22 protein-coding genes are annotated in these 24,019 nt (G+C 61.3%); 5 read left to right on the top strand and 17 right to left on the bottom strand.

Annotation, left to right across the window (positions count from 1 at the left end):
* Nucleotides 1-712: 712 nt before the first annotated feature.
* The 4 genes from U1763_RS03245 to U1763_RS03260 all read right to left on the bottom strand — a co-directional run bounded on the left by U1763_RS03245 (nucleotide 713) and on the right by U1763_RS03260 (nucleotide 6,231).
* Nucleotides 713-1,417, bottom strand: coding sequence for a helix-turn-helix transcriptional regulator (locus U1763_RS03245; RefSeq protein WP_332754093.1), 705 nt, complete (start codon nucleotides 1,415-1,417; stop codon nucleotides 713-715).
* Nucleotides 1,418-1,580: 163 nt separating this feature from the next.
* Nucleotides 1,581-2,210 (bottom strand): response regulator, encoded by a 630-nt coding sequence (locus tag U1763_RS03250; protein ID WP_332754094.1) that lies wholly within the window; start codon nucleotides 2,208-2,210, stop codon nucleotides 1,581-1,583.
* A 5-nt stretch (nucleotides 2,211-2,215) separates the two neighbouring features.
* Nucleotides 2,216-5,179 carry a sensor histidine kinase gene (locus U1763_RS03255; protein WP_332754095.1) on the bottom strand — a complete coding sequence of 988 codons (2,964 nt, stop codon included), beginning with the start codon at nucleotides 5,177-5,179 and terminating at the stop codon, nucleotides 2,216-2,218.
* Nucleotides 5,180-5,874: 695 nt separating this feature from the next.
* On the bottom strand, nucleotides 5,875-6,231 hold the full coding sequence (locus U1763_RS03260; protein ID WP_332754096.1) for a winged helix-turn-helix transcriptional regulator: 357 nt from the start codon (nucleotides 6,229-6,231) through the stop codon (nucleotides 5,875-5,877).
* A gap of 69 nt (nucleotides 6,232-6,300) precedes the next feature.
* Between U1763_RS03260 and U1763_RS03265 the strand changes: the two genes are divergently transcribed.
* A complete protein-coding gene (locus U1763_RS03265; protein ID WP_332754403.1) occupies nucleotides 6,301-6,975 on the top strand; it encodes an NADPH-dependent F420 reductase in 675 nt (224 codons plus the stop codon).
* 126 nt (nucleotides 6,976-7,101) lie between these two features.
* On the opposite strand, the gene U1763_RS03270 is transcribed toward U1763_RS03265, so the two are convergent.
* From U1763_RS03270 to U1763_RS03300, 7 genes are all read right to left on the bottom strand, one after another.
* The gene (locus tag U1763_RS03270; protein WP_332754097.1) at nucleotides 7,102-7,668 is read right to left on the bottom strand and encodes an MOSC domain-containing protein; all 567 of its coding nucleotides are present in this window, start codon (nucleotides 7,666-7,668) and stop codon (nucleotides 7,102-7,104) included.
* A gap of 157 nt (nucleotides 7,669-7,825) precedes the next feature.
* A complete protein-coding gene (locus U1763_RS03275; RefSeq protein ID WP_332754098.1) occupies nucleotides 7,826-9,028 on the bottom strand; it encodes an N-acetyltransferase in 1,203 nt (400 codons plus the stop codon).
* Nucleotides 9,029-9,062: 34 nt separating this feature from the next.
* Complete coding sequence (locus tag U1763_RS03280) at nucleotides 9,063-10,532, bottom strand: aldehyde dehydrogenase family protein (RefSeq protein ID WP_332754099.1); 1,470 nt, start codon at nucleotides 10,530-10,532, stop codon at nucleotides 9,063-9,065.
* Between the two features lie 292 nt (nucleotides 10,533-10,824).
* Nucleotides 10,825-11,712 carry a proline iminopeptidase-family hydrolase gene (locus tag U1763_RS03285; RefSeq protein WP_332754100.1) on the bottom strand — a complete coding sequence of 296 codons (888 nt, stop codon included), beginning with the start codon at nucleotides 11,710-11,712 and terminating at the stop codon, nucleotides 10,825-10,827.
* A 169-nt stretch (nucleotides 11,713-11,881) separates the two neighbouring features.
* Nucleotides 11,882-12,511 carry a LysE family translocator gene (locus U1763_RS03290; protein WP_332754101.1) on the bottom strand — a complete coding sequence of 210 codons (630 nt, stop codon included), beginning with the start codon at nucleotides 12,509-12,511 and terminating at the stop codon, nucleotides 11,882-11,884.
* Nucleotides 12,512-12,682: 171 nt separating this feature from the next.
* Entirely contained in the window at nucleotides 12,683-13,396 is a 714-nt protein-coding gene (gene bdcA / locus U1763_RS03295; protein WP_332754102.1) for an SDR family oxidoreductase, read from the bottom strand.
* A 105-nt stretch (nucleotides 13,397-13,501) separates the two neighbouring features.
* A complete protein-coding gene (locus U1763_RS03300; protein ID WP_332754103.1) occupies nucleotides 13,502-15,196 on the bottom strand; it encodes a GMC family oxidoreductase in 1,695 nt (564 codons plus the stop codon).
* Nucleotides 15,197-15,502: 306 nt separating this feature from the next.
* Between U1763_RS03300 and U1763_RS03305 the strand changes: the two genes are divergently transcribed.
* On the top strand, nucleotides 15,503-16,408 hold the full coding sequence (locus U1763_RS03305; RefSeq protein WP_332754104.1) for an AraC family transcriptional regulator: 906 nt from the start codon (nucleotides 15,503-15,505) through the stop codon (nucleotides 16,406-16,408).
* Between the two features lie 189 nt (nucleotides 16,409-16,597).
* On the opposite strand, the gene U1763_RS03310 is transcribed toward U1763_RS03305, so the two are convergent.
* Both U1763_RS03310 and U1763_RS03315 read right to left on the bottom strand, forming a co-directional pair.
* Nucleotides 16,598-16,975, bottom strand: coding sequence for a hypothetical protein (locus U1763_RS03310; protein WP_332754105.1), 378 nt, complete (start codon nucleotides 16,973-16,975; stop codon nucleotides 16,598-16,600).
* Between the two features lie 201 nt (nucleotides 16,976-17,176).
* On the bottom strand, nucleotides 17,177-18,070 hold the full coding sequence (locus U1763_RS03315) for a LysR family transcriptional regulator (protein ID WP_332754106.1): 894 nt from the start codon (nucleotides 18,068-18,070) through the stop codon (nucleotides 17,177-17,179).
* 97 nt (nucleotides 18,071-18,167) lie between these two features.
* Here U1763_RS03315 and U1763_RS03320 point away from each other — a divergent pair, with 97 nt between their 5' ends.
* Nucleotides 18,168-18,995 carry an SDR family oxidoreductase gene (locus tag U1763_RS03320; RefSeq protein ID WP_332754107.1) on the top strand — a complete coding sequence of 276 codons (828 nt, stop codon included), beginning with the start codon at nucleotides 18,168-18,170 and terminating at the stop codon, nucleotides 18,993-18,995.
* A 253-nt stretch (nucleotides 18,996-19,248) separates the two neighbouring features.
* Here the strand turns inward: U1763_RS03320 and U1763_RS03325 are convergent, their stop codons facing one another.
* The 3 genes from U1763_RS03325 to U1763_RS03335 form a co-directional block, all read right to left on the bottom strand.
* Nucleotides 19,249-19,467 carry a tautomerase family protein gene (locus U1763_RS03325; protein WP_332754108.1) on the bottom strand — a complete coding sequence of 73 codons (219 nt, stop codon included), beginning with the start codon at nucleotides 19,465-19,467 and terminating at the stop codon, nucleotides 19,249-19,251.
* A 3-nt stretch (nucleotides 19,468-19,470) separates the two neighbouring features.
* Complete coding sequence (locus tag U1763_RS03330; RefSeq protein ID WP_332754109.1) at nucleotides 19,471-19,881, bottom strand: (R)-mandelonitrile lyase; 411 nt, start codon at nucleotides 19,879-19,881, stop codon at nucleotides 19,471-19,473.
* Between the two features lie 137 nt (nucleotides 19,882-20,018).
* A complete protein-coding gene (locus U1763_RS03335) occupies nucleotides 20,019-20,765 on the bottom strand; it encodes an SDR family oxidoreductase (RefSeq protein ID WP_332754110.1) in 747 nt (248 codons plus the stop codon).
* A 308-nt stretch (nucleotides 20,766-21,073) separates the two neighbouring features.
* On the opposite strand from U1763_RS03335, the gene U1763_RS03340 reads away from it, so the two are divergent.
* Nucleotides 21,074-22,135: a glycoside hydrolase family 43 protein gene (locus U1763_RS03340; RefSeq protein WP_332754111.1), complete on the top strand. Its 1,062-nt coding sequence runs from the start codon at nucleotides 21,074-21,076 to the stop codon at nucleotides 22,133-22,135.
* Between the two features lie 58 nt (nucleotides 22,136-22,193).
* Here the strand turns inward: U1763_RS03340 and U1763_RS03345 are convergent, their stop codons facing one another.
* Nucleotides 22,194-22,976 (bottom strand): glucose 1-dehydrogenase, encoded by a 783-nt coding sequence (locus U1763_RS03345; protein ID WP_332754112.1) that lies wholly within the window; start codon nucleotides 22,974-22,976, stop codon nucleotides 22,194-22,196.
* 177 nt (nucleotides 22,977-23,153) lie between these two features.
* Between U1763_RS03345 and U1763_RS03350 the strand changes: the two genes are divergently transcribed.
* On the top strand, nucleotides 23,154-23,843 hold the full coding sequence (locus tag U1763_RS03350) for a RibD family protein (RefSeq protein ID WP_332754113.1): 690 nt from the start codon (nucleotides 23,154-23,156) through the stop codon (nucleotides 23,841-23,843).
* Nucleotides 23,844-24,019 lie beyond the last annotated feature (176 nt).

Here is a 24,019-nt window from a genome sequence, read left to right on the forward strand (position 1 = left end):
TTCAGCGGGACGACGGATCCCATGCGCAGGAAGCCGCACTTCATGACCGATCGTCCGAAGCTCAGATATTGGATGAAACCCTCAGACCCTCAGAATCGCCTCGACAACTACTTCCTTCGGTGTTCGGGACCGCGCCGCTGGACGGCGTCTCCCGCGTTCTAGACCAGCTTCGCGACCTTGGGTGACCGATCGGAATAGGCCTTGCGAGGACGACTGAAGCTGGCTTTCGACTGACAGTCCGCTTCGCAACCAGCCGCCCCGACCGGCACCGCACATGCACTGATCAGTTGTTAGCAATCGTTAGCCGCCAGCGCGCGAGATATCGCATCGGTGCCTCCCGACCGAAGCTGTGAAGCGTTCCGTGGACGTGGAACGCAACATGCCGACCACTTCATCCAGATTTGTCAGCGACCAAGGTGCCGCCGGGTTGCAGGGGAACATGCTTAGCACGCGTCCGATGCGCGCGTCGCCTAGTCCGCCCAGCGCGCCCGCCTCACCAGGATAGAGCGCCGACCAGCGGCGTAACGTGCGGATCAAGAGCCGATCCACCGGCCGCATTATCATTGGCGACGTGAAAGTGACGGAGCTATCCGGGCCTAACGCTGAGAAAACCTGCGTTGCGGCCGTTCTCCGGCGTATCGATCGTGGTCAGATGAATCCTACTTAGTCGATCAGTGTCTTGGAGCGATCTCGTACGGCTTGTGCCCCCCAATCATACAGTGCTTTGTGCTCCGAAGCGTGTCGAACGGGAATGCAGCCGCGCACGAGCGGTTTTGGGCGAATGACCGAAGTGAGCTTTGAAGGCACGACTGAATCCCGGTTCAGAGCCATACCCAATTCGCCTGCCAGTTTCCCCGACGGAGACGTTCCCCGATCGCAGCAACTTGGCGGCGATCATCATGCGTCGGCGCAGCAGATACCGCCTTGGTGACACGCCCACCGTCGCCGAGAAGCGATCGGCGAATGACGAGCGTGACATACCTGCAACCGAACATAAGGCGGTCAGCGTCCATGGTTGCTCAGGCTCGGCATGGATCGCATTCAGCGCCCGGTCGATCCGCGCATCAATCTGATCGGTGAGACAATCCACTTCGCTGGCGCGCAGATCGGCACAACTGTTCAACATGCGGATAGCGAGCAAGTCATCTGTCGACGAGACTGGGAATGCGACGCTTGGACGTGGTTGACTTGCTTCGACAATCAAGAAGTCCGCCATCAATTGCAGCCAGTGTCGCACCATGGCGTCATCCGTAGGAATATGGACGATCGCCGGGAGCATTTGAACTCGCGGTGGCGGCTGACTAGTCCCATACGAGCACACGTCCCCCGTCGAGATCGTCTCGCCACTTTTGTTGACCTGGCGTGGTCCTGCGCGTTTGATCCCGCGGCTATCAATCAAATTGCAGCTATCGAACATACACATTTCCTAACGGGAGCGGCATGCCGATAACTATGACGCTCAAGTAGGTAGCGCGCCCTCATCCGGGCAACGTGATCCAACTCTTTCGGGATGGGTTGTTCGCAGCGCGCCAGCGGGGTCGGTTCTGGAATGAGCCTAGATTACGTCCCGCACGCTGCGGTTATAGCCGTATGATTCCGCTCCGAAGCGCAGTGGTGACGGCTTGGGTTCGATCCCGCACGTTCAGCTTCTGAAAAATGCTCTTCATATGCGCCTTGACGGTGTCTTCCGAAATCTGAAGCGCCCAGGCGATCTCCTTGTTTGCCGCACCCTCCGCTACCCGTCCGAGCACTTCGAGTTCCCGGTCGCTCAATGGTTCCTCGACAGCATGCAGAGCGATCGTCTGCGCCACATCGCCAGGAACATAGCGCCGGCCAGCATTGACGGTGTGAATAGTGTCCACCAGCTCCTTTCGAACGGCGCTCTTTAGAAGGAATCCGGCCGCGCCTGCGCGCAGGGCGTTGAGGGCCTGAGTGTGGCCCTCATAGGTCGTCAATACAATGATCCTCGCTTCGGGATGCTCCTGACGAATGGCATTGATTGCAGTCAGCCCGTCCATTCCTGGCATTCGCAGATCCATCAACGTTACATCGGGTCGAAGGCGACTGAACTCAGCAACCCCTTCGGCGCCGTCATCGGCGGTCCCCACTATCTCCATGTCGACTTCCTGTTCGAGCATCGCGGCGATGCCCTCACGCAACACTGGATGATCATCGATGACCAGAATGCGGATAATCGTGGGGCCGTTCATGGAACTCAACTCCGGGCGGACGGCAGGGATGAATAGGCGCGGTCAGCGGGAACGGTGAGAAGCACCTCAACGCCATTCCCGGCATTGCTGGATACGCGCAGCAAACCGCCGACGCGGGCCGCACGTTCGCGCATGCCGACTAGTCCGAAATGACCGGGTTTGCTACCGCGTGCATGCTGCTCGGTATCGATACCGATGCCATTGTCACGCAGCCCGAAACGAAATGCGGCGATGTCGTAACAGATGGTCACCTCGATGGATGTGGCTTTGCCATGCTGAAAAGCGTTTCGCACCGCTTCGACAGCAATCTGCTGAATTTCATCGGCAACGTAATTCGATAACGTTTTGGGCTGGCCTTCCTCGACGATCCGAAAGCCAGCCGGAAAGCGCGTTGACATCTCATCAGCTACCTCCAGTAGGGCCTGACTGAGCGATCCCGGCGCTTGGACAGCTCGCAGACCAGTTACCCGGTCGCGCCCTTCGATTAACGCGGCATCGGCGCGGTCCAGCGCATCCTCCAGCAACACGCGCGCAGGCATGGTTTTCGGTAGGCGATTGGCCGCAGCTTGGAAGCGATAAATCAGGCCTTGGAACGTCTGCAGCAAGGTATCGTGCAGATCCCGGGCGATGCGTTCGCGCTCCCCAAGCCGCGCCGCATGCCGGGCCCTCAATTGAGCAGTCAGAAACCGCACCCGCGCCCGATAGGTCAGCCACAACAGCACCGCAACGGCCGCAGTGCATAGCATCACAAACCAGCCCGACTGCAGGAATGTCGGAGGAATCCTGAACACCGACGACGCACCTTTGGTGTTCCACACGCCGTCGTTATTTGCGGCAATCACGGTAAAGCTGTAGCTGCCCGGTTGCAGGTTCGTATAGAAAGCCTGACGTCGATTACCTGCCTCAATCCAGTCTTTGTCAATTCCGTCCAGCTTATAGCGAAATCGCACCCGCTCCGGGATCGCCAGACTCAGTGCCGTGTAGTCAATTTCGACCTGAGATGTGCCTTTCGACAAGCGAATAGATTGCGGATCTCGAGTGTGAATGTCGCCGGCATGCAAGCCGGTGATCCGCACCGGCGGCACGACGGCATTCCGCACCAAACGTGCCGGGTCGATGCGAACAACGCCTTCGGTGGTAATGAACCACAACCGCCCGTCGCCGCCGGCCACGGCGCTGTTCTTGGCATAACCCTCAGTCGGGGGGCCGGGCAAACCATCGCGTACGTCGTAGATTCGCGGGTGCAAGATTCGGCGTTGATCCTCCAGTGCCTGTTCAAGATCGATAGCCTGCAACTGCACGATACCGGCACGCGCCAAAATCCAAATTTCGCCACTCGCACTCGCGACGATCCCGGATATTCCCTGCAACCACGGATAATCGCGCTGCAACACCGTCAGCTTACCCTCGCGCAAGCGCGCCAGGCCTGAGTTGCTGCCTATAAGCACGTCGCTGCCGTGCTGATACAGGACGCTTACTTGCCCGTGAGGCATATCGGCATAGCGCCACAAACGCTCGGCATTCGGTCGATGAAAGCGATACAGGCCAATGTTGCGTCGATAGTCCAGAATGCCGCCCTGCACAGACGTCAAAATTGGTACCACACCACCCTGCTCCGACGTCGGCAGCAAGATCCGGCTCCAATCGCCATGATCATAAACCGCCATGCCGCCGCCATAACGCGAGAACCACACCCGCCCGTCGGATGATCGCGCGCAGTCCAGGAATGATCCCCGCCCCTCAGGCTGCTTCACCTTGCCGAAGCTCTTCCCGTGATTTCGATACATGGCATCGCTGGTGGCGAGCCAGACCACGCCAGCCGTATCTTCGCACAACGCTTCCGGGTTGTTCAGACCGCGGAGCACGACCGCCGGTTCGGCGCCCGGTGCAATGCGAAACGCGCTGTCTGAATCGACTGCGTGGACGAAGCCGTCCCGCGTTGCCAAAAGAACATATCCAAACCGTGACCGCGGAGGAATACCTCTCTCCAAAACGACAGCCGCAGCGCGAAAGCGATCGAGCCCGATGGCCGTGCCTACCCAGACCGTTCCCTCACGGTCTTCCATCATTGCGGCAACCGAGTCCGACGACAGTCCATCGCGGGCAGCGAAATGCTCTTCAGCGCTGGCCGATCGGCCTTTGCCGGGCGCAGCGATACGGAAGATGCCGGCACCCTCGGTGTGGCCCCAGATGGCCCCTCGACCGTCAAACATGAAGGCCCGGTGTCCCGGGGTAAACCGCCTTGATCCTGTCGGCGCCCGGAGGATAGCGCGATCGATCGGAGCGGTGCGCGAGGGCGTCGACAACCAGACCTTGCCGGCAGGATCGACGGCAAGGGCACTGTTGTAGCCCACATCGCCGACCACGACAAAGCGCGTTGCTTTGGGAGCCAGGCGGTAGACGGTGCTGCGAGCGATCGCCCAGAGCGCGCCATCACCGTCAGTGACATGGCTGCCTTGTTGTCCGTAGCCGGTAAAACCCCAGTTTCTGTCGATGATCAGCCAGCCCGACGAGGTCCAGCGCAGTAGTGGGTTGCCGTTCTTGCCGGTCATGACCCAGATCGTGCCACGTCCGTCCTCGGCAAAAGCGTTGATCCTACGGGCATCACCGGGCGCACTTCGATCAATTACGTTACCATCATGCAACACCCCGATCGCGCCCGAGCCGAACCCTATCCAAAGGTCGCCATCGCGCGCCGATAGCAACGCCGTGACCGCACCGTCTCTCGACCTAGCCCGCGGCAAGGTGAGGATCTTTTCGAAACGGACACCATCGAAGCGATACAAGCCCGTATCGCCTCCAACCCACAGGTAGCCATCGGCGGTCTGCGCCAGCGCCTTGATCCCCGGTGGAGTACCGTCATCAATTGTCCAGCGGGTATGCTTCAGGTCCCTTATTGCGGTGGGCGCCGCCCGTGCACCCACAGGTTGAAAAATCACGAGTAACGCCATCCAGCAGAAGGCAACCATGCGGACGCGATGCAGCCCTAAGTTCGTTCTTCCAACGATGCCCACTGCCCGGAGGATAGTTCAATATTTCGCACTGCACCATCCCGAAAGGGTAATGCCAGAACTGCTCATTCGAGCGTTATCGCGTCTGACCCGTCAATGTTACTGAGTATTTGTGAAGCATACTTTTTCACTATACCCTGGCGGTGTTGCTGGTGCCGGCCTTCTGATGCTGCGGCTTCACGCGGCACTGCTACTAGCCGACCTTATTTTTCAGCGGTCATCGTTGGCCGCGCTCCCAATCGGTATGCTGATTTTCGGGGTTTCGCTTGGGCTTCACTCACGAATCGTCAATCCACTCGCGGTCATCCTGTTAGGCGCTTCACTTCTTGCCGTTCCGCAGATTTCACCGATTCAAATGGCAAGCCAAATAAGTGGTCTGGTAGCGCTCGTTTTACTAGGCCCCGGAGCACTCTCGATCGACGCGCGCAGGTTCGGCCACAGGGTCATCTACTTATCGTAGCGGCGATCGGCGTGTGTCGTGCGCTTCCTAGCGGAAGCCGACGACGCGCCTGACCGTTTTTTCCTTGCTCGTTGATGGGCCAGGTCATCGCCTGAAGTATGCGCCGACAGCGCTCCTCGTCCGTAATCGCGATGATCATGGCGTACTGATAAAATTGCTCGGATTCGAATTAAGCTACCCTTGGATGTCGACATCACGAGCGCAATATCTCCTCCCGCGCGTCTGCCCACGATAACAATGCCGCCAGCACGGGTTCAAGCGCTCGCCCCAGATCGGTCAGCGTATATTCGACCTTGGGTGGAACCACGGGATAGACGGTTCGCAATATTATCTGTTCATCCTCGAGTGATCGCAATTGCTGAATCAGCATCTTTTGCGAAACGCCTGCGATATCGCGTTTGAGTTCCGATAGTCGCATCGGACGCGCCGAGTAGTAGAGATGCGACAATATCATCATTTTCCAGCGACCTTCGATCGACCGGATTGCAGACTGCATCGTGACGCCGCAATGACCGCGTATCGTAGAGTCGCAGGTTGGACGATCAAGCATAAGACAGGCACCTTTTGGTATGTATGGCACTTTTCTGTAAGTTCTTGCCATTAATTCCGCAGCTCCGATATCCCGGTCTCGAACACTGAGGAACATCACATGAAGATCGGTATCATCGGCGCGGGCTATATCGCCCGTGCGGTTGCTGGCGTTGCTACCCGCGCCGGCTATGACGTCATGATTTCGAATACCCGGGGGCCGCGGAGTTTGTTTACCGCCGTCAACACCATCGGCTGCAAGGGCGGGACGGTGGACGAGGCCGCGGCGTTCGGCGATGTCGTGTTGGTCGCGATACCCCTGCATGCCTACGATACAATCCCGGCCGAGCCCTTGGCCGGAAAGATCGTGCTCGACGCGGGCAACTACTATCCCGACCGCGATGGTGCGATCGCTACGCTCGACCGCCACGAGATCACGACCAGTGAAGTCCTTGCGCAGCATCTTCCCGCGTCGCATGTGGTCAAGGTGTTCAATGCGATCATAGCGGCCGACATCGAACGCGATGGAACGCCGACGGGCACGCCCGACCGCCGCGCCCTACCAATCGCGGGAGACGACCCCGCTGCCAAAACGGTGGTCGTCGGCCTGTTGGATGCGATCGGCTACGATGTCGTGGATGCTGGCGCCTTGTCGGAAGGATGGCGGTTCGAAGCCGACACCCCGGTCTATTGCGTGCCCAGGACGGTCGAGACGTTGCGCAAGGGTCTGCAGGCCGGCGTCCGCGGCACCGGGGTATCCGCATAGCGCCACCCTTCGAGATTTTGACGTCCGAGTAGTCGGGTCCACCACCCGTCGACCTAACCGTCGCGTCTCCGTTCATCCCGCGCTCGTTGTCTTGACCGACGCCGGCGCGGGAAACACCGACCCGTGCTAGTTCGACACACCGGTCAAACGTGGTGTCCAGTCCTCGACCCGTCGGGTCTCCAGTCGGCGGCGAGCGCATTTGCGCCACCCGTCCGCAAGGTGCGTCAGCGCGGCGGCCTCCGCGAGTTCTTCCGGACTGAACGGATCGATATAGAAGAGTCGGTGCAAACGAGCGATCGTCCACTCGGGCGTGACACGGTCTAGCGGCACCAGTCCGTCGCCGGGTGCGATCTTGCCGGGCTGCAACACCCGGTAATACCATCCGGTGCGACCGCTTTCCTGAACCCGTAGCGCCATATCGGGAACGTCGAATTGGTGATTGAGCTTCCAGCACGGCAGCCGCCCTTGGCTTACCTCGACGATGGCGCCGCCAACGCTAAACACGTCGCCGATCGCTATATCGCGTTCGCCCAGCCCGGCGCTGGAGAAGTTCTCGCCGAAAGCACCGGCGCGGGTCAGCACATCGCGGGCGCCGATTTCTTGCGACCATGCTGCATAATGATCCATCGAATAATGATGAACGGCCTTTTCCGGACCGCCATGATTTTTCAAATCGCCCTGCCGATCGGTCACCAGTCCTTCGCTACCGAGAAACGTCGGTCCGTCGACCGGTGTCTTGATTATGCCGCTGGGAACGTTGCGTGGCCCGAGCGGGACCAACGCCCCGGTGAGTAGCGTGTCGAGGCGCACCATCTTCTGGTTGATATGGTTCATGGATCGACCCGATCTTCTAAAGCAGTGACTTGCCATAGATCGTGTACGTCTTGTTGACGCGGCCATCGAGCGTTTCCGCGATCGATCGCATTCCCTGGTTGTCTTCGAGGATCCAGCCGATCTCCGCACGCGTCGCCCCGTATCTGCCGACTGCGGCACGGCGGATATATTCGATCATCATGAAGGCCAGCTGGCTTGCCATGCGCGACGACTGAAGGTCCTTGACGACACCCATCAGCGGCACGCGCATCGTCCGGACCTTCGGGTGGCGCAACCACAGCAACAACTTCGCCCAGCCGAACGGCAACAGCGATCCGTTCAGCGGTTTGATCGCCTCGTTGAGATCGGGAAGCGTGATCATAAACGCGACCGGCTTGCCGTCCAGTTCGGCGATGCGGATCAAGTCGTTGAACACGATCGGTTTCAACTTCACGCCGACGTCCCGGATCTCGGGCTCCGTAAGCGGTACGAAGCCCCAATTCTCAGACCAGGCATCGTTCAGGATGGCCAGCAGGATCGCGGCTTCCTCGACGAAATTGGATTTATCGACCTTGCGGATGTGGATGCGAGGGTTTGCCTCGCCTGACGCAATGATCCGCTGAACGATTTTCGGGAACGCGTGCGTAATGTCGAGGTCGTAAGTCAGAAGCTGTTTGGCGGCCCGATAGCCCGCCCGTTCGACCCAGCCCTGATACGCCGGCTTGGCATGACCCATCATGATCGTTGGGGAATGATCGAAGCCATCGACAAGGAGGCCCGGCTCCTCCCAGACCGACATGCTGATGGGGCCGAGAGCCTGCGTCATCCCGCGGCTTCGCAACCAGTTTTCAGCCTGAGCGAGAAGGGCGACGAATATGTCTTCGCGTTCGGCGTCCATCAGCCCCCACTGACCAACGCCCGGCCCGAAGCCGCGCCCCGCCGGCATTGTCAGCGCCAGTGTATCGATGTGCGCCGAGATCCGCCCGACGACGCGATCGCCCTCATATGCCAGGAACAGCTGCGCTTCGGCATGGCTGAACCAGCCGTTCTTGGCAGGCGTGATAAGGCCGAGCGCCTCGCTCTTGAGCGGAGGCACCCAAAACGGATCATCGCGGTAGAGGCGAAACGGCAGATCGACGAAAAGCTTTCGATCGTTATTCGACGTCACGGGTGCAATTTTCAGCGGGGGCAAGAAATGTTCCGATAGGTCAGAGCAATGGAGCGGCAAGCGAGACGGCATCCGGCCGGCTCATGTGGCTTTCGGCTTTCGTGCGTCATTGCGGGCGGCCAGCGCCGAACACTGCAAGCGAGTGATTGCGTGTGAGGTCCGGAACCATGCGCGAAGGTTTCGCTGCGTTGATGATCCGCGACTGGGTGAAATCCTCCATACCAGCCACACCATTCTGGCGGCCGATGCCGGACTGCTTAGCCCCGCCGAAAGCCACGTCGAAGGGCAGGTCGAGATGCTTGTTCACCCACACGGTCCCGCTTTCGATCCGCGCAGCGACGGCCATTCCGCGGGTTACGTCCGAGGTCCAGATCGATCCGCCCAGACCATATTCGCTGCGGTTGGCGCGCAGGACGACCTCGTCGATGTTGTCATAGGCTAGAATAGGAAGGACGGGTCCGAACTGCTCCGCGCAGACTAGCGGCGCGTCGTCGTCAAGGTCACGGACGATCGTCGGTGCGATGAAAAACCCGTTGCTGGCGACAGCGCGGTCGCCTGCGATGATCGTTCCGTCGGTCCGGGCCTGTTCGATAAGCGCGAGGATCTTGACGTATTGCGCCTCGTTCTGGATTGGTCCGATTGTCGTGCCCTCCGCCAAGCCATCGCCGACGACTGCGTCGTCCGCCAACTTTCGCAGCGCGGCACAAACAGCGTCTATCATCGTGCGCGGGACGTAGAGCCGCTTTGTCGCAAGGCAGATCTGGCCGGCGTTGAGCATCGCGGACTGGAAAATTGCGGGGGCAACGACCTCGATATCAGCGTCGTCGAGGACAATCGCGACATCGTTGCCGCCGAGTTCGAGATTGAAACGCTTGAGTGTCTGCGACGCACTCGACAACACTTTACGCCCTGTCGCGGTCGATCCGGTAAAGCTGACATAGGCGATGCCCGGATGCCCTGTCAGTAGCACGCCGAGATCATTGTCGTCGACGATCGTCTGAAATACACCCGGGGGCAAGATATCGGCAGCGATTTCGCCGAGTAGCAGGGTTGTCAGCGGCGTGGTTGGTGCTGGCTTGGCGATGACGGTGTTGCCGGTGATTAGCGCGGGCGCGAGCTTGAGCGTCAATAGCAGAATTGGGAAGTTCCACGGGATGATCGCCGCCACGACGCCGAGCGGATAATGCTGTTCGACGATATGTTCGTCGGGGGTTTCCCGTAAGGTGCGCGGCCCCAGCTCCTGATCAGCGAAATGGCGAAGCGCGGCGATGCTCGCACCGATCTCGTGCCGCGCCTCGGCCAGCGGCTTGCCTTGCTCCTGCGTCAGAAGGCGGGCGAGGTCGTCGAACCGTGCCTCGACCGCATCTGCAAAGTGTCTCAGATGGTCGCCTCGATCGGCATAGCGTCGGGCTGACCAGTCGGTGAAGGCTTTGTTTGCGGCTGCGATGGCTAGGTCCAGGTGAGTGGCGTTCGCGCGCGGTGCGGTGGCGAATACCTGCCCCGTTGCAGGATTGACGATGTCTAGCGTGTCGAAGCCATCGACGAGCATCCCGTCGAGCAGGAGCTTGAAGGTCATGATTATAATCCTTGAAAATGGGAGTTCGCCACCCGCGCGTTGCGAGATTGGGCGAAAGCCGCGCTGACATTCGTGCGGTGGGAGGTGACGGGTTGCGCCGATCGGCGTCTGGCTCGTCAGGGTATGGCGGTGCCAGCTATGACGAGGATGGTAATAAAGAACGCGGCGGTTCCCCAAACGCACTGCTCTGCGGCGCCGCCTGCCCAAGACCCGGCAATCGAAGGTGAAGGGGGCGGGGCTCCGGAGGGGCGGCGGGTTGTCCGCAATGCTCTGGCCACCACGACGCAAGCCATCATCGTGTGGCCTGCGACGACGCACGGCTCGCTACCCGTAGAAACCGGGAGGTCGTTGCCATTACGAGTTCCGGTTGCTCGATATGCGCCATGTGAGACGCGCCGGGAAATACGGCGAGCGTGGCGTTGGCCATCAGGCGCACGATCTTCGTCGCCACCCATGGGGGCGCTTCGTCGAACTCCCCGCAGGTAACCAACGTCGGGACGGCGATACGTTTGAGTTCGCTGCTGATATCCAGCGTCGCGAGTTTGCCGGTCAGCTGAAACTCGGATGGCCCGTTGAGATAGGCGTAGACCGGATTGACCGCGAGCACGGCGCCGACCTCCATGAAGAACGCCGGCCACGGATCCAGGCGCAGCAAATGACGCCGATAATATGCTTCGGTCAGTTCCTCGTACGCGGCCTCATAGGCGGGATTGGGCTCAGCGGGGGGCAGTTCCTGCCGCGCTATCGTCGTCCGTGCCGACGGTCCGAACGCGTTCAGCCAGCGGGCTGCCGCCTGCGAAAAGTCGTTCATCGATGTGGCCGTTCCTGCCAGCACGAGTGAGGCGAGACGGTCCGGGTACGCCGTAGCGTACAGAGCACCAAGAAAGCCGCCCCAACTATGGCCGAGGAGGGAAACCTGCTCGAACCCCAGATGATCGCGCAATGCTTCGAGTTCGGAAACATAGGCGTCCGGGGTATAGCCCGCGAGATTGCCAGGTTTCGCCGAACGCCCACAACCGGTCTGATCGTAGAGGACGACCTGCCGGTCGACCGCCAGACCCGCATAGGGTCTCATATAGATTTCGCCGGCTGCCGGGCCGCCGTGCAAGACAATCAGCGGCGTGCCACCCGCCTTGCCATAGACCCGGTAATAGACGGGGCCATTGGGTCCAGGCGCCATGCCTTCCCGCTCCGGTCTGGTTTCCATGTGCCAAGATTTGGCGTCCGGATATGATAAGGTCGTAGCGCGCGCCGATGCTGGAATGGCAGCAGTGGCCAGAAACCCCGCGACGAATGTTCGGCGGTCAGTATCGTGCATATCGCGTCTCTATTGTTGTTTGAGCCGAGGATCAGGCATTCGCTATCTGGGTGAGCTTGAACCCGAGGATCAGAAAGACACCTCCGGTCATGCGATCGAGCGCCTTCGCTACCCGTGCGCTTTTGAGCCAAGGTCTGATGGCGGCGGTGATAGTTGCCAGAAGCGTGAACCAGACAAGAGCGATGCCAGCGGCACTGCATGCAAGCCAGAAGGCATAGTTGCTGCCGATTTCCGTCCGAGGAACGAATTGCGGGAGGAAGGATACGTAGAACAAACCGACTTTGGGGTTCAGGATGTTCGTGCCGAATCCCCGCATGATGGATGATCCGTATCTTGGCGAAGGAGACGTCGCGACATGGCCGGGGACGATCGCCTCGCGCGGATGGAGCAGGAGTTGCGCGCCGAGCCACGCCAGATACGCGGCACCGCCCCATTTCAGCGCCAGGAATGCCAGAGGCCAGGCCTGCAACAATGCCGACAAACCCAGCACCGCCGCGCTACCCCAGCACAGGCAGCCTGCCGCGACGCCGACGGCCGTCAAGGCCCCATGCCGACCGCCGTTAGCGAGCGCAGATCGAAGGACCATCGCGGTGTCGAGGCCCGGCGCCATGGTCAGCGCCGTCGCTGTGACGACGAACGCAATGATGTTTTCGGCGAACATTGAACGTCTCGATTCCAGTAGAATTTTTGCGTCGACACATCGGGCACGCAGAAGTGAAAAGGGCGGCGGTCCTGATGTCGATCGCAACAGGTCAAAGGTGGTTGCCGGATATCTGCGTCTGGCTGCGCAACGCTCGATACCGGTGACGATACCGCCATGGTGGGCAGCCAATCAGGCTGCGTAACCACCATCGATCGTGTGCATCGCACCGGTTACGAAACCAGCCTCCGGTCCCGCGAGCCAAGCAACCATCCCGGCGATTTCAGCGGGCCGACCATGGCGTTTGATGGCCATGAAGCCGTGCATAAGGTCCTTCATCGGCCCATCTTCGGGGTTGAACTCGGTGTCGGTCGGACCCGGCTGCACGATGTTGATCGTTATGCCGCGCGGCCCCAAATCGCGAGCCAGCCCGCGGGCCATGCCTTGTAACGCGGACTTGCTCAGAGCGTAGGAAGCTGCACCGGCAAACGGCATCCTGTCGCCGTTCACCGAGCCGATCACGATGATCCGTCCGCCTTCGGGCATCTGCCGGGCGGCCTCGACCGCCGCGTGATACGGCGCATGTACGTTGACCCGGAACAGGCGATCGATCGCATCCGGATCCTGGTCAAGCGCATCGCCCACGATGGCGATACCGGAACTCACCACCAGCACATCGAGGGGCCCGCTCTCGCGCACCGTCGTGATTACCGCGTTACGGTCGGCACTGTCGGCCAGGATAGCCGTGCTGCCGGTCTCAGTCGAAAGTCGCTCCGCCGCTTGGCGGGACGCAGCATAGGTGAAAGTAACTGTCGCGCCGTCCGCCGCGAAACGCCGCACGATCGCTGCACCGATCCCGCGGCTGCCGCCAAGCACGAAAACAGACTTCCCTTGAAACATGACCATCGGGGTTTCCTTATAATAATGCACTGGAAGCCAGCGTTTGAGTGCCTTGGTGGAGCGCTCTGATGCGGCACCAGACCCTGGGGCATCTGGTGCCGGCATCGCCGATCAGTGCGTGAGGTCGAGCGCTTCGTCGCTCGCGTGACCCTGTGTCGGGGCATGCTGCGCTCGAGGGACCTCGGCGGACCGTCGGGATACGGTGAGCAAGGCTGCTAGCCGTTCACCGATCACGACGCAGGGTGCCATGGTGTTGCCGGTCGTCACGCGAGGCATGATCGAGGCATCGGCGATCCGGAGGTTCTCGACGCCGTAGACGCGGAGTTCGGAGTCCACGACGGACATGCCATCTGTCCCCATTTTGGCGGTTCCGGATTGGTGCCACACGCTCGACGCCGTGTTGCGGACGAACGCGCGCAACGCCTCGCCAGTGAGATTGCCCGGCATGATCTCGCGCTTTGCGAAAGCGCGCAAAGCCGCCCCGTTGCCGATCTCGCGACATAACTCGACGCTGCGGACCAGTGCCGTCAGATCGTCGGGGTGCGAGAGCACGTTGGCATCGATCGCCACGGGATCGCTTGGGTCGGGACCGGTCAGTCGGACGCTACCCCTGCTTTTCGGGCGAACCAGACCCGGCAGCAAAGCCCATGCAGCAGCAGGCGGCGTTCCGTATTGCTCGAGCGCATCGGGCGCCACGATCGGAACCTCGATCAGGAACGCCTGGATATCTGGCGTGTCGAGTTGATCGTCGCTTTTCCAGAAGAACGTCGCCTCACCCAGATTATTGCGAGGCACGATCGGAACGGGACTTTCCCAGACGCAGCCTGCCACCATCACGTGGTCCTGGAAGTTGCTGCCGACGCCCGGAAGATGTTCGACGACCTCGATCCCATGCTGCCGCAGCATGGCGGCATCGCCAATGCCCGACTGCATGAGAACCTTTGGCGTGTGGATAGCTCCAAGCGACAGGATCGTTTCGCGGCGTGCGCGTAGCCGCAGATGCTCATTACCGAGCGTAATCTCGACACCTGTAGCCTTGCCCCGCTCGACGATGACGCGGGTGACGGTCGCATGCGTCAGCACCGTGAGATTGGCCTGCGCCATGACCGGCGCGACGTAGCGCTGAAACACCGAGGATCGGCGACCGTCGCGAACCGCGAGGTTGCTGAGCGCAGCGCCACCGGCATCTTCCATCATTGCGCCGTTATGATCGTCGAACGTCGGAATGCCAGCCGCAGCCGCCCCCCTGAGCATGGCACTCGCAATCGGATGCGCGTTCTGAGCGGGTTCGACCGGGAACAGCCCGCCGCGGCCGCGTCGCTGCCGGTCGGGATTGCCACTCCAGTCCTCAATGCGGCGATAGATGTCGAGAACGGCCGGATAATTCCACGCCGGATCGTTCGCTTCGTCCGCGAAATAGTCCCAGTCGTTCGCATGCCCCCGCGCCCAGATCATGGCGTTGACCGACGATCCGCCACCCAGGCCCTTGCCCATCGAAAGCGGCAGCGACCGTCCGGCCAGGTAGGAACTCGGCTCCGCGACGAAGCCCCAATCGCGTTCGCTGCCGAGATTGGTCGGCCAGAGCGAAGGATTGGATACACTCGCCGCATTGTCGTCTCCGCCAGCCTCGATCAGCAGGACGGACATATCGAGGTCTTCCGCCAGACGGCGTGCGACGACCGATCCCGAGGATCCTGCGCCGCAGACGATGAAGTCGTATTCGCCGAGCAGGTTCGCGCGACGCTCGGCCTGGTTGGCGCTCGCCCGTATGGCAAACGCCGCGGTGCTTTCGCTGTTACGCTTCATGGTGCGGGCCGGAAACAGGCGGAGGGGAGACGGCGAGCGGTTCATCGGCTATGGGCACCCCAGTAAACGCTGGGCGATCCAATGGATTGGTTACGCGGGCAACATGACGCGCGGCGACCAACGCCTGCCACTGGGGCAGAAGGCCGAAGCCGGCAAGGCTGTAATTTTCCAAGACTTTACTCCAAATGGCATAGTCCCTTTTGGAAGATCGAGGCGCTCCCGACCATGAAGACGCCACCTGAATCCTTGACTGATCGTCCAGAATATTCGGTTGGATCGAGAAGAGTAGCGGATCAATCCGATGTATTGTCGCATCTGCTTACGCTCGTGAGGCTGCGCGGCGAGCTGGTGTATTCCGCGGAGTTGTCCGGTCAGTTCGCTGGCAGCTTTGCGGCTGGCCCGTCTCACCTGCTGTTCGTCGAGCAAGGCTCCGTCTGGGTAACCCCGGTCGGCTCGGAGCCGATCCTATTGAAGGCGGGCGACCTGGTTCTGCTACCGCATGGGAGAGGCCATCTGATCGCGGATCGGGCAACCGGGCGGGCAACCGGCGGCGACATGCTGGGATCACCGGCTTTTGATCCCGAAACGCTCGTCATACGGGTCGGGGACGGCGCCGGATCCGAAGTTCGCTGCATCGGCGCGACGTTCCGGTTCGAGGAGCACCCGCTGCCGCCTGTCGTGACCGGTCTACCAATACTGATTCATATTCGGGACGATGGGGGAAAGGTGCCCGACTGGCTCCAGCACATGGTCCATTTTCTGATGCTCGAGGCACGAGAGCCGCGACCGGGGTCCGCGCTGATGATCTCGCGGACCATCGACCTGTTGGTGATCCGTACGCTGCGGAGCTGGGCGGATCTCTATCCCGACGAAGCGGGATGGCTGGGCGGACTAGGCGATGCGCGGATCGGACGGGTGCTCAACGCATTGCATGCCGAGCCGGCGGTTCAGTGGACGTTGGCGGGACTTGCCGATCTCGCTGGCATGTCTCGTTCGGCGTTTGCAGAGCGATTTTCGGCATCGGTTGGGGAAGCGCCGATGCGATACCTCACACGCTGGCGGCTCACAATTGCTGACCAACTTATCAGCGCTGGCGCCGCCTCGGTGGGAACGGCCGGACGCGCGGCAGGCTACCAGTCGGAGGCTGGGTTCAGTCGTGCGTACAAGGCTCACTTCGGTCAGTCACCCAAGGTCGCAAGGCCCAGGCAATAAGCATTTGGTCGGACGACGCAATGCTATGTTCCGTGCGACGCCCGTGCAGGCAAAGGAACAAATTGTAGTCTCGCGGCCGTCGATCGCGTGATCTTAGCTGCGACCAATTTCATCTGGGGATGGTCGATCGCCAGATGGCACTGCCGGGCTAACGGCGCGGGCTCACCAGTCCGCCCGCGCCGATAAAGACTAATTGGCGGTCGTCTTGATCGCCGTCGTCAGGCCCTGAGGATTGGTCAGCACGGGCAAATTTCGGGTGTCGACCCCGAACTTAATGGTTTCGGTGACGTTGGAGATCGTCACGATACCAAAGCTGTGACCGACGAGCACGATGGTGTTCTGCTCCCCGCTGATCGCAGTTACGACCGTTTCCCGGTAGAGCGCTTGGCTGGCCCCTGACGCGGCATGCAGGGAGCCAACACGACCGTGGAGATTGACAATAGTAGCACGGAAGGAAATTTCGAGCGACCGAGTTAGGCGAGGCGTGACTCCAGCAAAGCAGGCTCGGACCCACAAGTCGCCATTCAGCGGTCCGCCGGCGCTGCCCAACTGCGGACGTTCGTTCACGTCGGTTTATCGAGGTCGGAAGGACAGGCGGCGAAGCAGAAAACGGCAAGATGTGGGACTTTGCGGCCCTTCATCATACGGGTCGAACGGCAGTTTCTAATGAGAGCCGACGTTCGATCGTGTCCACATCGCGCCGCCAAACGAGTATCACTAGCCGCTAGCTGCCTCTTGCTGTTTCATCGCATACCAGCGGCGCCTGGATCAAAAAACGAAGGTCTTTAACATGTCGATGAATGCGCGAAGACCAGCGGGAACATGCCGGTTGCCCGGATAATAGAGGCACAGACCGGGAATCGCGGGGGACCAGTCCTCCAGCACGATCGCCAACTTTTTCCTGTCCAGCCCCGCACGCGCAACGTGCTCAGGGACAAACGCGATGCCGAGGCCGTCGATCGCCGCCTCCACCATCAGACCGCTGTGATCGAGCGTCAGCACCCCCGGCACGTCGATTGCGATCTCTTGGCCATGTCTGGCGAACTCCCAACGATAGAGCTTGCCGCTAGGTAATCGCTGCCGGATGCAGCGGTGCTGACGAAGATCGTCAGGATAGACCGGCGTCGAGTTAGCCGCGAGATAGGCAGGCGACGCCACCGCGACAAAGCGCATGTCGCCACCGATACGCACTGCGATCATGTCCTGCGGCACCGATTCCGCGAGCCGTATGCCCGCATCGAACTTTTGCTCGACGATATCGATCAAGCGCCCTTCGCTTACCAAATCGAGCGACATCTGCGGGTAGCGCGCGAGAAAGAGCGGAACAACCGTTCCGAGCAACAGGCGCGCTGCGGCCTCGTTGCCATTGATGCGGAGCGTTCCGCCCGGCTGACCGCTGTCGTCAGACACGCCATCCAGCGCCTCGTCGAGGTCGCGAAGCACGGGCGCCAGGCGTCCCAACAGACGTTCCCCCGCTTCGGTCGGCGAAACGCTGCGGGTCGTGCGATGAAGCAGCCGTACACCAAGGGTCCCCTCGAGCGCGCGCATCACGTGGCTGAGCGATGATCGCGACACGCCCAGCGCATCGGCAGCGCGGCGAAAACTGCGGTGCTCGGCGATACTGGCGAAGGCCGTGAGATCGGCAAGGCTTGGCTTAGGCATTGGTGCGGATCTTTCACTAGGTCATGCCGATTGGACTCTCTACTCCAATCAATTGCGCCGGCCTATCTCTGTCCGCAGTTGCTCAGGAGTTACGCAGATGCAGAAGACATGGTTCATTACTGGCGCCTCGGCCGGTCTAGGTCGTTTGATGACGGAGAAATTGCTTGAGCGGGGCGACACTGTGGTCGGCACGCTGCGCCGCGCCGGGGCACTCGATGATCTCGCGGAGCGCTATGGCGATCAGTTGCGGATCGTGACACTTGACGTGACCGACACCAGTGCGGTGCGGGCCACGATCGAAGACGCGTTCCGTACGATGGGACGGATCGACGTCATCGTCAGCAATGCCGGTTATGGCTTGTTTGGAGCAGCGGAGGAGGTCAGCGACGCGCAGGTTGACCGGCAAATTGCCACCAATCTTACCGGATCGATCCAGGTGATCCGCGCGAGCCTGCCTCAACTGCGCGACCAGGGCGGGGGCCGCATCATGCAGGTTTCGTCGGAAGGCGGACAGATCGCCTATCCCAATTTCAGCGTCTATCACGCGACCAAATGGGGTATCGAGGGGTTCGTCGAAGCGGTGGCCCAGGAGGTGGCGCCGTTCGGGATCGACTTCATCTTGGTCGAGCCTGGCCCCACTGCTACGAGCTTCGCCAGTACCATGGATAATGCCGTGCCGATGCAGATCTATGACGACACGCCCGCTGGCGCGGTCCGGCGCGGCGTTTCCAACGGTAGCTTCGCGATCAAGGGCGATGCTGCAAAATGCGCCGACGCCATGATCGCCGCCGCCGATGCCGAACGGCCAGCGCTCCGGCTTGCGCTGGGCAGCACCGCCTACGCTTCGATTACCACCGCCCTGGCAGATCGGCTTGAGAAGATCGAGCGGCAGCGCGAGGTGGCGATGTCTGCCGACCAAACCTGAGGCTGAGCTTACAGGATGCTAGGACCCATAGTCGTTCATTCGCGGTTCGTTTTCAGCCTCCCAACTTCAGACATTTGTTTATCGAGACATTTGTTGCCGGTTTCAGCCCCCCGACGCGGGAGCGAACTTAGATCGCGCTCTCACTCGCCATCTACCCAAAGCCCAGCCCCAGTTTCGGGATGGGCGCGCTGGTTGCCAGCGTGAAGGCTCCGTCCATCTCAGGCGGCGCGCTTCTGTCCTGAGGGCGAGCGCGCTATCCCGGTCGCTTGGCGAGATCGTTCCATCGACCTAGAATATCGGGTTTGTGGACACGTTCACTCCAGTCGTTCGGCGCGACCTCGTCAAACAGGATCGATACCGCGTCATCGTCATAGCCAAGGATGCCGATCACACTCTCGGTGAAGGCGTCGGCAAGCCAGCTCTTCTGATCGTCGGACTTGCCGGGCCAGAGTTTGACGATGACGTGCGGCACGGCTCAATCCTTCGCCAGCGGCCCGAGATATTGCTCGTCGGTTACCTTTTCCATCCAGGTGACGGGGGTGCCGTTCACGGATTCCTGGATGGCGATGTGCGTCATGCCCTCATGCGCGGTCGCGCCGTGCCAGTGCTTGTGGTCCGCGGGGCACCAGAGCTGGTCGCCCGCATGGAATTCGAGCTTCGGTCCGCCCTCGACCTGCGTCCAGCCGACACCCTCGGTGACGATGAGGGTCTGGCCGGCCGGGTGGGTATGCCACGCGGTACGTGCACCCGGCTCGAAATGGACCAGAGCGCCGCCGACGCGTGACGGCTCGGGCCGCTGGAACTGGCCGGTGATCGTGACCTTGCCGGTGAAATACGCGTCGGGACCGGGGACCGTCTTCAGGTCTGCCTTGCGGGAGATATCCATTTTGCTCTTTCCTTGCTGTGCGTATGCGACGCCGTTGGACGCCAGGAGAATTGCCGAAATCGTCAGAATTCTGATCATCATCGTCCTCGGTAAACCGGGCGCAATATTGCGCTGGCAATCTACTGTGCGGCTAAAAATCATAATTGCTGCGCGGTCGGGCGGAAGATGATCTCGTTGACGTCGACATCATCGGGCTGACTGATCGCAAACGCCGCCATCCTGGCAAAGCTGTCGGCGGAGATGCCGACCTTGCCGACATAATCGCTGTTGGCAGACCGTACGCCCTCGTCCGAGATCTGCTCGAGCAACTCGGTCTTCACCGCGCCGGGGCAGAGGATGGTGGTACGGATATTGTAGTCTTTCACTTCCTGGCGGAAGCCTTCGCAGATGGCGCGGACCGCGAACTTCGTGCCGGAATAGACCGCCGATGCCGAAAAGACGACATGGCCGGCGACGGACGAGGTCGTGATCACCTGCCCCGATTTTTGCGCCTTCATATGCGGGAGGGCAGCGGCGATTCCGTACAGCACGCCCTTGATGTTGACGTCGATCATGCGGTCCCATTCGTCCACCTTCAGGCTTTCCAAGGCTGACAGGGGCATGATCCCGGCATTGTTGATGAGCACGTCGATCCGGCCAAAGCGCTGCACGGCAGTGTCGACGAGGTTGGCGACCGCGGCACGGTCGGTCACATCGGTCTGCACCGCCAGTGCCTGGCCACCCGCCGCGACGATCTCTGCGGCGAGCGTTTCGAGGCGACCGGTACGGCGCGCGCCGAGCACGACCGTCGCGCCACACGCTGCCAGATGACGCGCCGCCGCCTCGCCGAGGCCGCTCGAGGCGCCGGTAATCACGACGACCTTGTCTTTGATACGGTCAGTCATTTCACTGCCCTCCATTTCAGCAATTGATCGAGGCGGCGATACGCCGAACTCGATGTGCTTACGTAGCAGACGGAATATGGGACACGCCGCAGGCTGGATTACCCGCGATCTGGTTGATGCTCCGATGAACAGATTTCATCGATCCGAACCATCAGCATCCAACGCGATTCCGCAACCGATTGGTCGATAAATCCGGGAGCTTGTCTGGATGACACGCTGGTCATTCGCGTTAAATACGGCGAACACCGTTCCAAACCACACCCGTCCAAACTGTAACGGACCCAGTAATGCCTTTGATCGATCGACGAATGCTGTTGGCGGGACTCGCTGTTGGCGCTGCCACTTCGAGGACTGCGTGGGCAGCCAATCCCGTTCTGCCGGGCTGGTACGCCGATCCGGAAATCCGCATTTTCGGCGATCGATACTGGATCTATCCGACCTACTCCGCCGACGGACCCGTCCCCGCGCCGCCCAGCCGGTTCACGCCTTGGCAAACCCATGAGCGCGCCTCGCCGACGATCTGGAGCCCGTTTCTGCGACAGACGTTTCTCGACGCGTTCTCCTCGCCAGACCTGGTATCCTGGACCCGCCACCCGCGCGTCCTCGACGTCAAGGACGTGGACTGGGCGGCCTATGCGGTGTGGGCCCCGTCGGCGATCGAGCAGGATGGCCGCTATTTCCTGTTCTTCGGCGCGAACGACATCAAGACCGATCGACAGCGCGGCGGAATCGGCGTGGCGGTCAGCGATCGCCCGGAAGGCCCGTTCCGCGACGCGATCGGCAAACCCCTGATCGGCAGCATCGTCAACGGCGCGCAACCAATCGACCAGATGGTGTTCCGCGACGACGATGGCACCTGCTACCTGTATTATGGCGGCTGGAAACACTGCAACGTCGTGAAGCTGTCGCGAGACCTCACCAGCGTCATCCCGTTCGTGGACGGCGAGACGTACAAGGCGATCACCCCCTCCCCCGACTATGTCGAGGGACCGTTCATGTTGAAGCGGCGTGCGATCTATTACCTGATGTGGTCGGAAGGGGAGTGGACGGGACCGCTGTACAGCGTCGCCTACGCCACGGCGTCCAGCCCGCTCGGACCGTTCACGCCGCGCGGCAAGATCCTAGAGCAGGACGCCCGCGTCGCTCGCGGCGCGGGGCACCATTCCGCCGTCTGCATCCCTGGAACGGATGATTGGTATATCGTCTATCACCGACGTCCCCTGGGTGAGACGGACGGCAATCATCGTCAAGTCGCGATCGAGCGGATGCATTTCCGCAAAGATGGCAGCATAGCGCCGGTCGTCCTGACCGTAGGCGGCGTGACGGAGCGGCGCCTGCCGGGGGCGACCAACGCGATAGCGGGTTCTTAGAAGGCGCCACCAGCCGGCATTGCTACCGCTCTTCATACAAGACGAGCAGCGCCCTCGTTCAGCCGCCAAGACCCACCGTCTGTCCACCATCCACCACCATCGCATGGCCAACCATGAACGCGGCCGCGTCGGAGCACATGTAGAGTACCGCGGCGGCGATCTCCTCGGGCTTTCCCATGCGACCGATCGGTTCCTGCGCAATCATCTTCTTCTGACCCTCTTCGGTACCGCCCGACACTCGGTCGGTAATCATCGGCGTTTCGATGATGCCGGGGCAGATGACGTTCACGCGAACATTGTCGCCGATGTATTCGAGTGCTGCTGACTTGCTCATTCCGATCACGCCGTGCTTGACGGCAACGTACCCGGCCTGCCCTGCGATCCCGACGACGCCTGCGCCCGACGAGGTGTTGACGATCGCACCGCCGCCGCGCTTCTGCATCAGCGGAATCTGATACTTCATGCAGAGGAACACGCCGCGCAGATCGATCGCGGTCATGCGATCGAAATCGTCCTCGCTGAGGTCGGCTAGCGGGATCTGCTGCTGCTCGATCCCTGCATTGTTGAAGGCGATGTCGATGCCGCCAAACGCCTCGACGGTCTTGTCCAGCGCGGCTCGGACGTCCTCGCCCTTCGATACGTCGCAGGTGATACCGACTGCGCTGCCACCCGACGCCTCGATCGCCGCGACGACGTCGGCAACACCCGCATCGTTCAGATCGACGACGGCAACGTGTGCGCCGGCCTTGGCAAAGGCGATCGCGGTCGCGCGCCCGATGCCGTTTGCCGCACCGGTGACAAAGGCAATCTTGCCCGCGTAGCTCTGGGTCTGTTCGGTCATTGTTGTTTCCTCATGCTGGGGCGGCTTCATCGCCGCGGCTGCTATCCAGAACGAAGCCGGCCGCCGACCATTCCATGAAATCTGTTCATCGATTCAGTGCGATAGCCTCATTAGGCCGACCGGCCGCGCGATCCGTTACCAGGGGAATACCCGAAGCAAAGCTGAGGATTCTCGTGCATGAAGCCGCATATCACCTGCCATATGGCCAGCAGCCTCGACGGCCGGATCCTGTCTGAACGGTGGACGCCGCGCGGTGCGCACTCGCCCGATATCTACGACGACCTGCATCGCAGGCTCGGTGGCGGATCCTGGCTCGTCGGCCGTGTCACCGGGCAGGAGTTCGCCAAACGGGATGCATATCCAGACCGGCCGGAGACGAACTTTCCCCGCACGGCATGGCTGCCGAACCCGACGGCCGAGGCGTGTGGCATTGTCCTTGATGCCCGTGGCAAGATCGCATGGGGACGTAGCGATGTAGGCAGCGATCCGATCGTCGTCGTCCTGACCAAGGCGGTGACCGCCGCGCATCTTGCGGGATTGCGCGAAGACGGCGTCGGCTATGTCTTTGCCAGCGATACCGACCTCGACCTGCAGAACGTTGTCGCGGTTCTCCGTGCCGAGCTCGGGATCGACAGGATCCTTCTCGAAGGCGGCGGTCATCTCAATGGCGGGTTTCTGCGCGCCGGCCTCGTCGATGAGATCAGCCTGATGCTCGTGCCTGCGATCGACGGCGGATCGGGTGCGCCAGCCGTTTTCGATGGCCCCGGCGCGTCGCTTTCCGGGCGATTGCCGATCCGGGACCTGGCTTTGATCGGTCACGAAGTCCTGGATGGCGGGATCGTCTGGCTGCAGTATCGCATTACGTAGCGCCGATTTTCCGCAACTTTTGCCGACCATGCATGAGCGGCGCTCAACAGGGCATCAACGGTGGACGGAATTGTCGATCAGATCCCCCTCCCCTAAATTACACACCTTCGCAGCCCACCGTTCGCCCCCGAACCGGCACGGCGCGAGCGCCCGGATCGATGGCGATCCCCTCCCCT

The organism is Sphingomonas sorbitolis, from assembly GCF_036663875.1.
Lineage (GTDB): Bacteria > Pseudomonadota > Alphaproteobacteria > Sphingomonadales > Sphingomonadaceae > Sphingomonas.